At 67.1% G+C, this 13,831-nt stretch carries 14 protein-coding genes; 11 read left to right on the top strand and 3 right to left on the bottom strand.

Features of this window, described 5'->3' with window-relative positions; genetic code table 11:
* Positions 1 to 7: 7 nt before the first annotated feature.
* Positions 8 to 148: a hypothetical protein gene (locus tag LRS08_RS09375; RefSeq protein WP_257843919.1), complete on the bottom strand. Its 141-nt coding sequence runs from the start codon at positions 146 to 148 to the stop codon at positions 8 to 10.
* 126 nt (positions 149 to 274) lie between these two features.
* On the opposite strand from LRS08_RS09375, the gene LRS08_RS09370 reads away from it, so the two are divergent.
* Together LRS08_RS09370 and LRS08_RS09365 are read left to right on the top strand one after the other, a co-directional pair.
* Positions 275 to 709 carry a PaaI family thioesterase gene (locus LRS08_RS09370; RefSeq protein ID WP_257843921.1) on the top strand — a complete coding sequence of 145 codons (435 nt, stop codon included), beginning with the start codon at positions 275 to 277 and terminating at the stop codon, positions 707 to 709.
* Positions 706 to 1,104, top strand: coding sequence for a PaaI family thioesterase (locus LRS08_RS09365; protein ID WP_257843922.1), 399 nt, complete (start codon positions 706 to 708; stop codon positions 1,102 to 1,104). The genes LRS08_RS09370 and LRS08_RS09365 overlap by 4 nt, the downstream gene beginning before the upstream one ends.
* Here LRS08_RS09365 and LRS08_RS09360 read toward each other — a convergent pair.
* On the bottom strand, positions 1,085 to 2,287 hold the full coding sequence (locus LRS08_RS09360; RefSeq protein WP_257843923.1) for a PQQ-dependent sugar dehydrogenase: 1,203 nt from the start codon (positions 2,285 to 2,287) through the stop codon (positions 1,085 to 1,087). The two genes, LRS08_RS09365 and LRS08_RS09360, sit on opposite strands and share 20 nt — an antisense overlap.
* Positions 2,284 to 3,435 (bottom strand): PQQ-dependent sugar dehydrogenase, encoded by a 1,152-nt coding sequence (locus LRS08_RS09355; protein ID WP_257843924.1) that lies wholly within the window; start codon positions 3,433 to 3,435, stop codon positions 2,284 to 2,286. The genes LRS08_RS09360 and LRS08_RS09355 overlap by 4 nt, the downstream gene beginning before the upstream one ends.
* Positions 3,436 to 3,566: 131 nt before the next feature.
* On the opposite strand from LRS08_RS09355, the gene LRS08_RS09350 reads away from it, so the two are divergent.
* From LRS08_RS09350 to truB, 9 genes are all read left to right on the top strand, one after another.
* Positions 3,567 to 5,270, top strand: coding sequence for a sulfatase-like hydrolase/transferase (locus LRS08_RS09350; protein WP_257843925.1), 1,704 nt, complete (start codon positions 3,567 to 3,569; stop codon positions 5,268 to 5,270).
* A gap of 130 nt (positions 5,271 to 5,400) precedes the next feature.
* Positions 5,401 to 5,946 carry a ribosome maturation protein RimP gene (gene rimP, locus LRS08_RS09345; protein WP_257843926.1) on the top strand — a complete coding sequence of 182 codons (546 nt, stop codon included), beginning with the start codon at positions 5,401 to 5,403 and terminating at the stop codon, positions 5,944 to 5,946.
* A complete protein-coding gene (gene nusA, locus LRS08_RS09340) occupies positions 5,946 to 7,583 on the top strand; it encodes a transcription termination factor NusA (RefSeq protein WP_257843927.1) in 1,638 nt (545 codons plus the stop codon). The genes rimP and nusA overlap by 1 nt, the downstream gene beginning before the upstream one ends.
* Positions 7,564 to 8,232, top strand: a complete 669-nt coding sequence (locus LRS08_RS09335; protein ID WP_260481593.1) for a DUF448 domain-containing protein — start codon at positions 7,564 to 7,566, stop codon at positions 8,230 to 8,232. Before nusA ends, LRS08_RS09335 begins: the two co-directional genes overlap by 20 nt.
* Positions 8,233 to 8,310: 78 nt before the next feature.
* Positions 8,311 to 10,983 carry a translation initiation factor IF-2 gene (gene infB, locus LRS08_RS09330; RefSeq protein WP_257843928.1) on the top strand — a complete coding sequence of 891 codons (2,673 nt, stop codon included), beginning with the start codon at positions 8,311 to 8,313 and terminating at the stop codon, positions 10,981 to 10,983.
* Between the two features lie 122 nt (positions 10,984 to 11,105).
* On the top strand, positions 11,106 to 11,513 hold the full coding sequence (rbfA, locus tag LRS08_RS09325) for a 30S ribosome-binding factor RbfA (RefSeq protein ID WP_257843929.1): 408 nt from the start codon (positions 11,106 to 11,108) through the stop codon (positions 11,511 to 11,513).
* A gap of 34 nt (positions 11,514 to 11,547) precedes the next feature.
* Positions 11,548 to 12,132: a thymidine kinase gene (locus LRS08_RS09320; protein WP_257843930.1), complete on the top strand. Its 585-nt coding sequence runs from the start codon at positions 11,548 to 11,550 to the stop codon at positions 12,130 to 12,132.
* Positions 12,133 to 12,220: 88 nt separating this feature from the next.
* Positions 12,221 to 12,916 carry a hypothetical protein gene (locus tag LRS08_RS09315; RefSeq protein ID WP_260481592.1) on the top strand — a complete coding sequence of 232 codons (696 nt, stop codon included), beginning with the start codon at positions 12,221 to 12,223 and terminating at the stop codon, positions 12,914 to 12,916.
* Between the two features lie 12 nt (positions 12,917 to 12,928).
* On the top strand, positions 12,929 to 13,825 hold the full coding sequence (truB, locus tag LRS08_RS09310) for a tRNA pseudouridine(55) synthase TruB (RefSeq protein WP_260481591.1): 897 nt from the start codon (positions 12,929 to 12,931) through the stop codon (positions 13,823 to 13,825).
* The last annotated feature ends 6 nt before the right edge of the window (positions 13,826 to 13,831 follow it).

The raw sequence follows: 13,831 nt of genomic DNA, 5'->3' as shown, positions 1-13,831 counted from the left end.
CGCGGCTTCAGCCTTCGTAAACGATGACGACGATGGCCACCATCATCTCGAAAATCTCGTCCCCGGCGACTTCGGAGGCGCGGATCGAGCCGTGCATCGCGACCTGGGTGCCAAGCGAAGCGATGTCGGACAGTGCGAGTGTCAGCATGGTCGGTCCCCCATTGTTGGTAGGCCCAAGCTAGGCCGGTGCGGGCCTTGGGCTGAGTTAATTCCACTTTATGTTGCGGCGTGCCCCGGGTTGCGGCGAAGGCGCGCGCCAGCTAGCGCGCTGCCCATGACGGCACCGACGCCCTTCGACCCTGCAATGTTCTTCGCGCGCCGCGTCGGCGGACATGGCGATGCGCTGGGCATCCGCTATCGCGCGCATGGCACGGACTGGTGCGAGCTGGCGCTGCCCTTCGATTCGCGGCTGATCGGCGATGTCGAGCGCGGGGTGCTGGCGTCGGGGCCGATCATCACGTTGCTCGACATGGCGACCAGCGTCGCGGTGTGGATGAAGCGGGGCGGGTTCCTGCCGCATGCGACGCTCGACCTGCGCGTCGACTATCTGCGCCCGGCAGCGGCTGGGCAGACGGTGATCGGGCGGGGCGAATGTTATCGGATCACCCGATCGGTCGGCTTCGTGCGCGGCATCGCGCATGATGGCGATCCCAACGATCCGGTCGCGCATGTCGCCGGCACCTTCATGTTCATGGAAGCGTCGGCATGAGCTTCACCCTCCCGCCCTATGCCGAGACGATCGGTATTGTGATCGAGCCTGGCGACGGCGCGCCGGTGCTGGCGATGCCGTTCGGCAGCGGCGTGCTGGGGCGCCCCGGCTTCGTCCATGGCGGCGCGCTGTCGGGATTGCTGGAGATGGCGGCGATCGCAGCGCTCAAACACGCGCTGGCGGCGGACGGGCGCGGGCAGTCCCGGATCAAGCCGGTCAACGTCACCGTCGATTTCATGCGCGGCGGGCGTGAGAAGGTGACGCGCGCACAGGGCAAGGTCAGCCGTCTCGGCAACCGGGTCGCCAATGTCGAGGCGTTCGCGTGGCAGGATGATCCCGAGCGTCCGGTCGCGGCGGCGCGGATGAATTTCCTGATTAGTTCGGCACCAGCCTGAGCAGCCGACCGCTGCTCGAATCCTCCAGCACCCAGATCGCGCCGTCCGGCCCCTGTTCGACCTCACGGATGCGCGCGCCGAGCGGGATGCGCTGCATTTCGCTCGCGCTGGTCGGGGTGAAGCGCACGCGGACCAGTCCCTGACTGACCAGCCCTGCGATGATCGCGTCGCCCTGCCACGCGGCGAACAGGGTGCCCGAATACAGAATCATTCCGCCCGGCGCGATCACCGGGGTCCAGGACAGCAGGGGCGCGACATAGCCGTCGCCGGGTGCATGGTCCGGGATATTGCCCCCGCCATAGTCCTGGCCGTTGGAGACGTTCGGCCATCCGTAATTGCCGCCGCGCGTGATGAGGTTGAACTCGTCGCCGCCCTCGGGTCCCATCTCATGCTCCCACAGCCGGCCTGAGGCATCGAAGGCGAGGCCATAGGGGTTGCGGTGGCCGAGCGACCAGATTTCGGTCAGCGCCCCTGTGGTCGCGACGAAGGGATTGTCACTGGGGATGCTCCCATCGGCATTGATCCGAATGATCTTGCCCAATGTCTGCGCCATGTCCTGCGCCGGGCTGCCGCGCTGGCGCTCGCCCGCAGTGACATAGAGCGTGCCGTCGGGGGCAAAGGCCATGCGCCCGCCGAAATGGCCGCTGCCCGATACCTTGGGGGTCTGGCGCCAGATCGTGCTGGCCCCGGTCAGGCGCGGACCGCCCGCATCCTCGACCAAAGTTCCGCGCGCGACCGCAAGGCCCGACCCGCCGGTGCCCGATTCGGAGAAGCTCAGATAGACGAGCGCGTTGCTCGCAAAATTCGGGTGCAAGGCGACGTCGAGCAGGCCACCCTGGCCGCCCGCCGCGACCGCGGGAACGCCGCCTAGGGCTGCGGACGTGACCCCGGTCTGCGTCACGATACGCAACGTCCCGCCCTTTTCGGTCACCAGGGCGCGACCATCGGGCAGGAAGACCATTGCCCAGGGCGACGCGAACGTCGCGACCGCAGTCGTCCGGACCCCGGTGATCGGGGCGGGGCTGGGGCTGGGGCTGGGGCTGGGCGAGGGAGACGGCGAAGGGGAGGGCGACGCGGTCGGGCTGGGCGCCGGTGTCGATACGCCGCCGCCAACCCCACCCGAATCGCACGCGGCGAGGGCGAGCAAGGCGGCGCCGAACGCGACCCGGCGCCTGACGGTCATTTTGCCCCGCTCACTTTCGCGGGCGTCAGCTTGAGCAGCCGCCCTTCCGAGCCGCGCCCACCATCCTCAAGCAGCCAGATCGCGCCATCCGGGCCTTCCTCAACCTCGCGGATGCGCGCGCCCATCGGCCATTGGTCGCCCTTGACCGCGTTGGTGCCGCGGACATCGACGCGGACCAGCGCCTGGCTCGACAGGCCGCCGATGAACAGATCGCCCTTCCATTGGGGGAACATCTTGCCCGAATAGACGATCAGGCCGCCGGGGGAGATTGCCGGGTTCCATGAAACCTTGGGTGCCTCGAACTCCGGCCGGGTCTTGTGGTCGGGAATGTCGCGCCCGTCATAATGATCGCCGTCGGACACGATCGGATAGCCGTAGTTGCGGCCGGGCAGGATCAGATTGACCTCATCCCCGCCCTTCGGCCCCATTTCCTGCTCCCACAAATTGCCCTCCGCGTCGAAGGCGATGCCGAGCAGGTTGCGATGGCCATAGGACCAGACCGCCGGGTGAAACCCGCGCGCGGCAAGCCCCGCGTCGCCCGCCGGCTTTCCGTCGAGGGTCAGCCGCAGCATTTTGCCGAGCGTGGACTTCGGATCCTGCGACGGCTCGAACTTCTGACGTTCGCCATTGGCGAAGAACAGATGCTTGCCGTCCGGAGCGAAGGCGATGCGGCCCGAATAATGGCCATTGCCCTCGACATAGGGGGTCGCCTGAAACAGCCGCTCGACATTGGTCAGCGCAGGACTGGCACCATCGGCCAGAATCGCGCGGGCGAGCACCACGCCCTTGCCACCCTGCCCGGCCTCGGAGAAGCTGAAATAGACGCGCTTGCTGGTGGTGAAATCGGGGGCGAGGACGATGTCCTTGAATGCGCCCTGGCCGACGCTGTCCACCGTCGGAACGCCGCTGACTTCGGTCTTTGTCTGCCCGTCGGCGCTCAGCAGGATCAGCTTGCCGACCTTCTCGGTCACCAGCATCCGGCCATCGGGCAGGAAGGTCATCGCCCAAGGCGCGTCGAAGTCGGCGACCGGGGTCACGGTGAAGGGAAGGCCGTCGGTCGCGGCTGCCGCTTCCTGGCTGTTCCCCGGCTGGGCGCTTGTGCAGGCGATCAGGGTCAGCGAGATGGCAGCGATCGGTAACAGGCGCATGAATTCCTCCGGTGGTGAACGCGCAACGCATTGAGCGGCTGCTTGTTGCACGCGCGCGCCCGCGCGGCGAGACCTTTACGGCATGGCAACGGGTAGCGTGTCATGGAGTGGGCGAGTCAACGGAGACAAGCATGCACCCGCTCCGCCGCTTCCCGATCAAGGAGGCGCTGATTCTCCTGTATCTGGTCGCGGACTGGGGTGCCCTGGTCGAGCGGGTAGAGTCGCTCGGCCTGTCACTGTCCCTCATCAGCTATGTGGCGCTCTATGCGATGGTCGCTGCTGCGTTGTGGGTTGCGTCGCGGCTCGATGCGAACTGGTTGCGCTGGCTGGTCGCCCTTGCACTGTTCGCGGGCGCGGCGTTCATCGGCGCGAGCGAGCGCGCACTGGGCGACCATTTGACCTATGACGCATTCCTCAACCTGGCCGGATCGACCGGGTTTGCGGGCGATGCATTGGGCGAACATGGTACGCGGATTTTGGTCGGTGCACTCGTGGCGCTGCCGTTGTTGCCGGGGATCGGGTTGAGGCCGCGCTCTCCCGGCGCGCTTCGGCTGCGCTGGGCAGGCGTTCCGGCTGGTGCCTTCGCGATCCTGGTCGCGATCCTGTTCGTGCGCGGCGGAGACGGAGCGCGGGGTCTGCCCGGGGCGTTCACGCCGATCGCCTATTTCGCGCTTGCGACCGGTGAGGGGCTTGTGAGCGGCGGCCCCCGCCGCGCAGTGACGATGGCGCATCGACCGGTGCCGGCACGCGGCGACGTGGTGCTGATCGTGGATGAGAGCGTTGCCGCGCGCTATCTCGATTTCGTCGACCCCGCCGGGGTGCGCTCCGGCCTGCTGACTCCGCCATCCGGGATCGCGGTACACAATTTCGGCGTCGCGGCATCGGTGACCAACTGCTCGCTCGGCACCAACCTCACCCTGCGTCACGGCGGCACGCGCGCGGCCTATATGAAGCTCAATGCAACCGGCCCGGCGATCTGGGACTATGCGCGCAAGGCCGGCTTCGCGCCGGTCTATATCGATGCGCAGCGCACCGGCGGGGGGCTGCAGAACGGAATGGACGCGGCCGAACAGGCGCGCATCGCGACCTTCATCCAGTTCGACGATGTGCCCGTCGAGCAGCGCGACATCGCCGCGGCCGATCGCATTGCCGCGTTGCTGGCCAACGGTCGGCGCGAGTTCATCCTGGTCAACAAGGTCGGCGCGCATTTCCCCGTGCACGACCGATATCCCGACAGTCACGCGGTGCATCGCCCCGCGCTGCCACGCGGCGGGTTCCTGGGCATTGCCGATACCGGCAAGCGCGACGGGTTCGACGGTAGCGACGACCAGTGGCAGCTCTATCGCAACGCCTATCGCAATGCGCTGTTGTGGAAGGTCGGCGGCTTCTTTGACCGGCTGCTGGCACCCGGCTCGCTGCAGGGCGCGACGGTGATCTATACCGCCGATCACGGCCAGGATTTGAACGAGCGTGGTGGATCGGGCGTGCACACCCATTGCAGCACCGACCCCGTGCCCGAAGAGGGCGCGGTGCCGCTGGCGGTGCTGACCGATGCGGACGCAACAGGCATGTGGCCCGCCGCTGCTGCGCTGAACCGCAATCGGGCGAGCCATTACCAGTTGTTTCCGACGCTGCTGCGCCTGATGGGCTATGCTCCCGATGCGGTGCGCGCGGCCTATGGCGAATCGCTCGATGCGAAGCTGATCGACGAGATGCGCTTCAACAGTCGCTTTCACGCCCGCCTCGGCCGCAAGCCCGAATGGCGACGGATCGACGTCGCGGCGCTCGCCCGACCGCCCAAGAGCGACGGCGCGCAAAGAGTCGCCTCCCGCTGACTCGAAATCCTTGCCGTTCGCACAGCATGGCTCTATAGAGGAACCGTTCTCGACATTGGAAACCTTGCCGAGGTCGGGCCCACAGGGTCCGGCGGCGATGGGGTGTTTCCGACGTATTTGGAGTTTTCGCGTGGCCGACCTGGCTGTCCTGACCGCAATCATCGAGCCCGAGGCGCGTGCGCTCGGCTTCGACCTGGTGCGCGTCAAGCTGTTCGGCGGCGAGGGCGATCGCACGCTGCAGGTGATGGCCGAGCGGCCCGACACCCGCCAGCTGAACATCGACGATTGCGCCGACCTGTCGCGCCGCATCTCCGACCAGCTCGACGCGCTTGAAGAGGCCGGCCGCGACCCGATCCCCGAAGCCTATCGGCTCGAGGTCAGCTCGCCCGGTATCGATCGGCCGCTGACCCGGCTCAAGGATTTCGCGGACTGGCAGGGGCATGAGGCGCGCATCACGCTCACCGAGAAGATCGACGGGCGCAAACAATATAAGGGCGACCTGGCCGGGGTGGAGGGCGAGTCGATCGCGATCACCGACGGGCACGGGCTGACCCACAACATCGCCTTCGCGACCATCGAGGACGCGAAGCTGATGATTACCGACCGGCTGATTGCCGCAACCAAGCCGCTCTCGACCGAGGGCGCGGACGAATTCGAAGCAGAGGAACAGGACTGATGGCCACCGCCATTTCCGCCAACAAGGCCGAGCTGATTGCCATCGCCAATTCGGTGGCGAGCGAGAAGATGATCGACAAGGCGATCGTCATCGAGGCGATGGAGGACGCGATCGAGCGCGCCGCCAAGAACCGCTATGGCGTCGAGAACGACATCCGCGCCAAGCTGGACCCGATGACCGGCGACCTGCGCCTGTGGCGCGTGGTCGAGGTGGTCGAGGCGGTCGATGACTATTTCAAGCAGGTCGACCTCAAGGGCGCACAGAAGCTGCAGAAGGACGCCAAGGTCGGCGACTTCATCGTCGATCCGCTGCCTCCGATCGAATTTGGCCGCATCCAGGCGCAGGCATCGAAGCAGATCATCTTCCAGAAGGTCCGCGACGCCGAGCGCGAGCGCCAGTATGAAGAGTTCAAGGACCGCCAGGGCGAAATCATCACCGGCGTCGTCAAGCGCGTCGAGTTCGGCCATGTCGTCGTCGATCTGGGCCGCGCCGAGGGCGTGATCCGCCGCGACGCGCAGATTCCGCGCGAAGTGGTGCGCGTCGGCGACCGCGTCCGCAGCCTGATCCTGAAGGTCGTGCGCGAGACGCGCGGCCCGCAGATCTTCCTCAGCCGCGCGCATCCCGACTTCATGAAGAAGCTGTTCGCGCAGGAAGTCCCCGAAATCTATGACGGGATCATCGAGATCAAGGCCGCCGCCCGCGACCCGGGTTCGCGCGCCAAGATCGGCGTGATCTCGCATGACTCCTCGATCGACCCGGTCGGCGCGTGCGTCGGCATGAAGGGCAGCCGCGTGCAGGCGGTCGTGCAGGAGATGCAGGGCGAGAAGATCGACATCATCCCCTGGTCGCCCGATACCGCGACCTTCGTCGTCAACGCGCTGCAGCCGGCCAATGTCGCGCGCGTCGTCATCGACGAAGAGGATGACCGCATCGAAGTGGTCGTCCCCGACGACATGCTCAGCCTTGCCATCGGCCGTCGCGGCCAGAATGTCCGCCTCGCCAGCCAGCTGACCGGCAAGGCCATCGACATCCTGACCGAGACCGATTCGAGCGAGAAGCGCCAGCAGGAATTCGTCGCGAACAGCGAGATGTTCCAGAACGAGCTGGACGTCGACGAGACGCTGGCACAGCTGCTGGTCGCCGAGGGCTTCAGCCAGCTCGAGGAAGTCGCCTATGTCGAGATCGACGAGCTGGCGAGCATCGAAGGGTTCGACGACGACCTCGCGCAGGAGCTGCAGAGTCGTGCGGCCGAGGCGCTGGAGCGGCGCGAGGAAGCCAATCGCGAAGCCCGCCGCGCGCTGGGCGTCGAGGACGATCTGGCGACCATGCCCTATCTGACCGAAGCGATGCTGGTCACGCTGGGCAAGGCCGGGATCAAGACGCTCGACGACCTCGCCGATCTCGCCACCGACGAGCTGGTCGCCAAGAAGCGCGCCGAACCCCGCCGCCGTGGCGACGGTCCCGCCGCCCCGCAGCGCGAAATGCGCGAGCAGGACAAGGGCGGCGTGCTCGGCGAGTACGGCTTGACCGACGAGCAGGGCAACGAGATCATCATGGCCGCCCGCGCACACTGGTTCGCGGATGAAGAACCGGCTTCGGCCGGCGAGGAGGACGCAATTGCGGACTCCGAGCAATGAGCGCCCGGCTGAACTGACGGACGGTCAGCGTGCGGATGGGGGTCCCATCCGCACCTGTATCCTCTCGCGCGAAGGGCAACCTCGCGACGGGCTGATCCGGCTTGCCGTGTCGCCCGATGGCGATGTGCTGCCCGATGTCCGCGCCAAGGCACCCGGTCGCGGTGCGTGGATAGGCGTGACCCGCGCCGAGCTTGACGCCAGCGGCAAGCAGCTGCGCGGTGCTCTGGCGCGGGCGTTCAAGACGAGCGACCTCAATATTCCCGACGATCTCGGCGCGCGCATTGTGGCGCAGCTCGAGCGCGCATTTCTCGATCGGCTGGGACTGGAAGCCAAGGCTGGTCACGTGGTGATCGGCGGCGAGCGGATCGAGAAAGCGGGCCGCATGGGCAAGCTTCATCTGCTGTTCCATGCGTCCGACGCGGGCGCGGACGGGTCGCGCAAGCTCGATCAGGCATTGCGGGTCGGCTCCGACCGCGAGGGTTCGGGCGACACGGGGTTCACATTGCCGTTTCCGCGCACCATATTGTCCTTGGCGCTTGGCCGCGAAAATGTGGTACATGCTGGCCTGACCGACCCCAGAGCGGCGGGGCGGGTGCGCGATGCACTCGACCGTCTGCTCCATTTTATCGGACCCGACCCGGCCCCATAGCCTTGCGAAACCCACTCGCAAGGCGCATCGGGCCTTGCGGCGATCCGACGAACGACGAAGAAAAGCAGGAACAGAAACTTGAGCGATACCGAAAACGAAAAGCCGAAACTCGGAATGCGCCAGCCGCTGGGGCTGAAGCGCACGGTCGAGACCGGCAAGGTGAAGCAGAGCTTCAGCCACGGACGCTCGAACACCGTTGTGGTCGAGGTCAAGCGCCGCCGCATGCTGGGTCCACAGACGGGTGCCCCGGTTGAAGAGGCTGCGCCGCCCCCGCCGCCGCCGGTTGCCGCCCCGCCGCCGCCGGCCCCTGCGCCGCGCTCCGCCGCGCCCGCAGGCGAGACCGCCCAGGAGCGTCAGGCTCGCCTTCTGCGCGAGGCTGAAGACCAGCGCATGCAGGCCAATGAGGAAGCGCGTCGCCGCGAAGAGCGCGAGCGTGCCGAAGCGGCTGAGGCAGAGCAGCGCCGGATCGAGGAAAAGGCGCGCGCCGAAGCCGAAGCGGCGGCGGCACCCAAGGTCGAGCCGCAGGCCGAGCCCGTCGTCGAGGCCCGTCCTGAGCCGGTTGCACCTGCTGCGCCGCCCACGCCAGCCGCACCGCCGGCCCCCGAGCCGGTCGCGCTGCAGCTCGACCCCAGCCGTCCCGCGCCCCGCCGGTTCACGCCGGTGCAGCGTCCAGAAATCCCGCGCCCCGCGCCGGCCAAGCCCGAACCGGCGGCGGCACCCGCTCCCGCAGCTGTCGCCCCGGCGAGCAGTGGTGGCGGTGCAGCGGCTCCGCGCAGCGCCAATCTAGGCCCGAACCGCGCACCGGCGCGTGCGCCCGAGCCACAGCGTCCGCAACAGCGTGACCGCAAGGGCGACGAGCGTCGCGGCGGCAAACTGACCGTCAACCGCGCACTGGGCGGCGACGATGGCGCGCGCGCGCGCAGCCTCGCCGCGCTCAAGCGGGCGCGTGACAAGGAACGTCGCCACTCCGGCCCGCGCGAGCCGCAGGCCAAGCAGGTCCGCGACGTCCAGGTGCCGGACGCGATCACCGTTTCCGAACTCGCCAACCGCATGGCCGAAAAGGGCGCGGACCTGGTCAAGGCGCTGTTCAAGATGGGCATGCCCGTCACGCTGACCCAGACGATCGACCAGGACACCGCCGAGCTGCTGGTGACCGAATTCGGCCACAACATCGTCCGCGTCTCCGATTCCGACATCGACCTTGCCGTCGACACGGTCGAGGATGCCGAGGAGTCGCTGAAGCCGCGTCCGCCGGTGGTGACGATCATGGGCCATGTCGATCACGGCAAGACCAGCCTGCTCGACGCGCTGCGCGGCACCGATGTGGTGCGCGGCGAGGCCGGTGGCATCACCCAGCATATCGGTGCGTATCAGGTGACGCTGAAGGACAAGTCGAAGATCACCTTCCTCGACACTCCGGGTCACGAGGCGTTTTCGGAGATGCGCGCGCGCGGCGCGAACGTCACCGACATCGTCGTGCTGGTGGTCGCCGCCGATGACGGGCTGATGCCGCAGACGATCGAGGCGATCAATCACACCAAGGCGGCGGGCGTTCCGATGATCGTCGCGATCAACAAGATCGACAAGCCCGAGGCCAATGCCCAGCGCGTGCGCGAGCGCCTGCTGGAGCATGACATCCAGGTCGAGGCGATGGGCGGCGAGACCCAGGATGTCGAGGTTTCGGCGAAGGAAAAGACCGGCCTGGACGAGCTAGTCGAGAAGATTCAGCTCCAGGCCGAACTGATGGAACTGAAGGCCAATCCCGATCGCGCTGCCGAGGGCAATGTGGTCGAGGCGAAGCTGGACAAGGGTCGCGGCCCGGTCGCGACGATCCTCGTCACCCGCGGCACGCTCAAGGTCGGCGACGTGTTCGTCGTCGGCGCGGAGAGCGGCAAGGTTCGTGCGCTGATCGACGACAAGGGTCGCCAGATCAAGGAAGCGGGCCCGTCGATGCCGGTCGAGATCCTCGGCCTGTCGGGCGTGCCGATGGCGGGCGACCTGCTCCAGGTGGTCGAGAACGAAGCGCGCGCCCGTGAGGTCGCCGCCTATCGCGCCAGCGTCATCCAGAACAAGCGCACCACCAACACCCCCGCCAGCCTCGAGAGCATGTTCAGCGCGCTCAAGGAAAAGCAGGCGATGGAATATCCGCTGGTCGTCAAGGCGGATACCCAGGGCACGGTCGAGGCGATCGTCGCGGCGATCAACAAGATCAGCACCGACGACATCAAGGCGCGCGTGCTGCACGCCGGGGTGGGCGGCATCACCGAGAGCGACGTCAACGCGGCTGCGGCCTCGGGCGCGCCGATCATCGGCTTCAACGTCCGTCCGAACGCCAAGGCGCGCGAGATCGCCGACCGCCACAAGGTCGCGTTCAAATATTATGACGTGATCTACGAACTCACCGACGAGATCCGCGCCGGCATGGCCGGGCAGCTCGGCCCGGAAGCGTTCGAAACCGTGGTCGGCCGTGCCGAAATCCGCGAGGTCTTCTCGGCGGGCAAGCATGGCAAGGCGGCCGGTCTGCTGGTCACCGACGGCGCGATCCGCAAGGCGCTCAAGGCCCGCATCACGCGCGACGACGTCATCATCTATCAGGGCGAGATCGCGTCACTGCGCCGCTTCAAGGACGATGTCGCCGAAGTCCGCGCGGGTCTGGAATGCGGTGTGACGTTCACGCAGAACTTCACCGACATCAAGCCGGGCGACTATCTCGAAACGTTCGAGGTCGAGCTGCGCGAACGGACGCTGTAATCAAATTGCCCTCTCCCCTTCAGGGGAGAGGGTTGGGAGAGGGGCCTGTCCCTTAGCCGGACGGCGGCAGTCTCGCACTGCCCCTCTCCCCGGCCCTCTCCCCTGAAGGGGAGAGGGAGTTCATGAAGCACAACGACACGCCCGAGACCCGCTCCGTCCGCCTGCTGCGCGTGGGCGAGCAGGTGCGCCATATCCTCTCGGACATCCTCGCGCGCGGGGAGGTGCATGACGATGTGCTGACCAGCCATGTGGTGAGCGTGACCGAAGTGCGCATGTCGCCCGACCTGCGCCACGCCACCGTCTTCGTGAAGCCGCTGCTGGGCAAGGACGAGGAAGCGGTGATCAAGGCGCTGCGCACCAACACCGCCTATCTCCAGCGCGAGGTCGCCGGGCGGATGAAGATGAAATACGCCGCGAAACTCAAATTTCTGGCCGACGAGAGCTTCGACGAGGGCAGCCATATCGACCAGCTGCTGCGCGACCCCAAGGTGGCGCGGGATCTGGGAGATGAAGGCGATGCGGAAAGCTGATCGCGTTTTGCTGGAGCCGCGCTAGGGTCGCGCCATGGCCAAGCTCTATTTCTACTATGCCAGCATGAATGCGGGTAAATCGACCACGCTGTTGCAGGCCGATTTCAACTATCGCGAGCGCGGCATGCGCACCCTCCTGTTCACCGCGGCGCTCGACGATCGATCGGGCGCGGGGCGGATCGCGTCGCGGATCGGCCTGGATACCGAGGCGGTAGGATTTGCCGCCGACACCGATCTGCGCCTCCACGTCGAGCGCGAGATGGATCACGGCCCGGTGCATTGCGTGCTGGTCGATGAGGCGCAGTTTCTGAGCGGGGCGCAGGTGGATCAGCTGGCGGCGGTAGCCGATGTCCTGGGGATACCGGTGCTCGCCTATGGATTGCGCACCGATTTCCGTGGCGCGCTGTTCCCCGGATCGGCGCGGCTGCTCGCGCTGTCCGACGCGCTGGTCGAGATCAAGTCGGTGTGCCGCTGCGGGCGCAAGGCGACGATGAACCTGCGCGTCGATGCGGAGGGCCGCGCCGTGGCCGACGGCGCGCAGACCGAGATTGGCGGCAACGACCGCTATGTCGCGCTGTGTCGACGGCATTTCACCGAGGCGCTGGCAGCCGCGGATTAGGGTTCAATACGTCCCGTTACGCGACTGCCGCCCGCAAGGAATCAGGTGGAGACGCGCGCGCCCTTCGGCCACGGTGTGTGACGGGGGGATGATGCAGCCGATCGTCGATTCGCTGGCCGTGTGGACGTTACCCGCGATTGCGGCGGTACTGCTCCATGATGCTGCGCAGCGGCTGGTGGCGAGCTGGTTGCCCGCCGAAGCCGATGCACCCGAGCCAATGCCCAGCCGATTGCCCCGTTTCTTGCGCGCGGTCGATCCGGTGGGGACTGTGATCGTCCCGATCGCGCTGGCGCTGTCCGGCGCACCGGTGTTCGGCTGGCCGCGTCACCGTCCGTTCGCGCTGGGCGAGGATGCGCTGGCGCGGCGGCGGCGGCTGATCAGCGCGCTGGCTGGTCCGGTGGCGAGCTTTGCCGCGGCGCTGGTTGCGGCGATGGCGCTGGGCGCGGTGGTCGCAGCTTCGGACGGAACGATGTCCGAGCGAGGCATGGGCTGGCTCGTCACGAGCAATCTGTTCAACTTCATCCTTGCGAATGCGTGCATGACGAGTTTTCACCTGCTGCCGGTCCCGCCATTCGACATGGGCCGGGCATTGAGCGCGCTGTTGCCTGTCCCCGCGCGGCAGCGGCTGCGGCTCGCCGGACGGCTGGTCGTGCTCGCCGTGATCGCCACGGTGGTGGCGATCCCGCTGCTCGACCCGCACGCGCGAGTCGGGGAGTGGATCGCCGCACCAATGATCAATGCGATCACACGATTCGTGCTGGGACTCGTGAACCTCACCGTCTAGGCGCGTACCCCGATGCATGGCTGGATCATTCTCGACAAGCCGCTGGGGCTCGGCTCGACCCAGGGGGTCAGCGCGGTCAAGCGCGCCCTGCGCGACAGCGGCTATGGGCCAAAGCTGCGCGACCTGCCCAAGGTTGGGCATGGCGGCACGCTCGACCCGCTGGCGACCGGCGTCCTGCCGATCGCGGTGGGGGAGGCGACCAAGCTTGCCGGGCGGATGCTCGACAGTGATAAGGTGTACGACTTCACGATCCGGTTCGGGGTGGAGACCGACACGCTCGATCTGGAGGGCAAGGCCGTCGCCGAATCGGACGTGCGCCCGACTCGCGAACAGATCGCGGCGGTCCTGCCACGCTTTACCGGGCCGATCGATCAGGTGCCGCCCGCTTATTCCGCGCTCAAGGTCGAAGGCGAACGCGCCTATGACCTTGCGCGAAAGGGAGAGGTGGTGACGCTGGCGACCCGCGCGGTGACGATTCATGCGCTCACGCTGGGCGAAACCGATGCCGATTCGGCGACACTGACTGCCCATGTGTCAAAGGGCACCTATATCCGCAGCCTCGCCCGCGATATCGCACTGGCGCTGGGCAGCGTCGGCCATGTCACGATGCTCCGGCGCGTAAAGGCCGGGCCATTCACGCTCGATTCGGCGATATCGCTGGACAAACTGGCCGAATCCGCTAAGGGCCGCACCCTTGAACATTGCCTCCTGCCGCTGAGGGCGGGGCTGGACGACATCCCGGCTCTATTCCTCGAACCCGGTCAGGCAGGGGCTCTCCGCCAGGGGAAAGTTCTGACCGGGATTGCCGCGAATGATGGCCAACACTTTGCGCTGGACGGCGAAACGCCGGTCGCGCTGGTCGAGGTTTCGGACAGAAGCGTCCGCGTCGTGCGCGGCTTCAACCTGTAGAATGAT

The sequence above is a fragment of the Sphingomonas sp. J315 genome (assembly GCF_024666595.1).
In the GTDB taxonomy this organism is placed as follows: Bacteria; Pseudomonadota; Alphaproteobacteria; order Sphingomonadales; family Sphingomonadaceae; genus Sphingomonas.
This window is presented reverse-complemented; position numbering and strand designations above follow the sequence as displayed.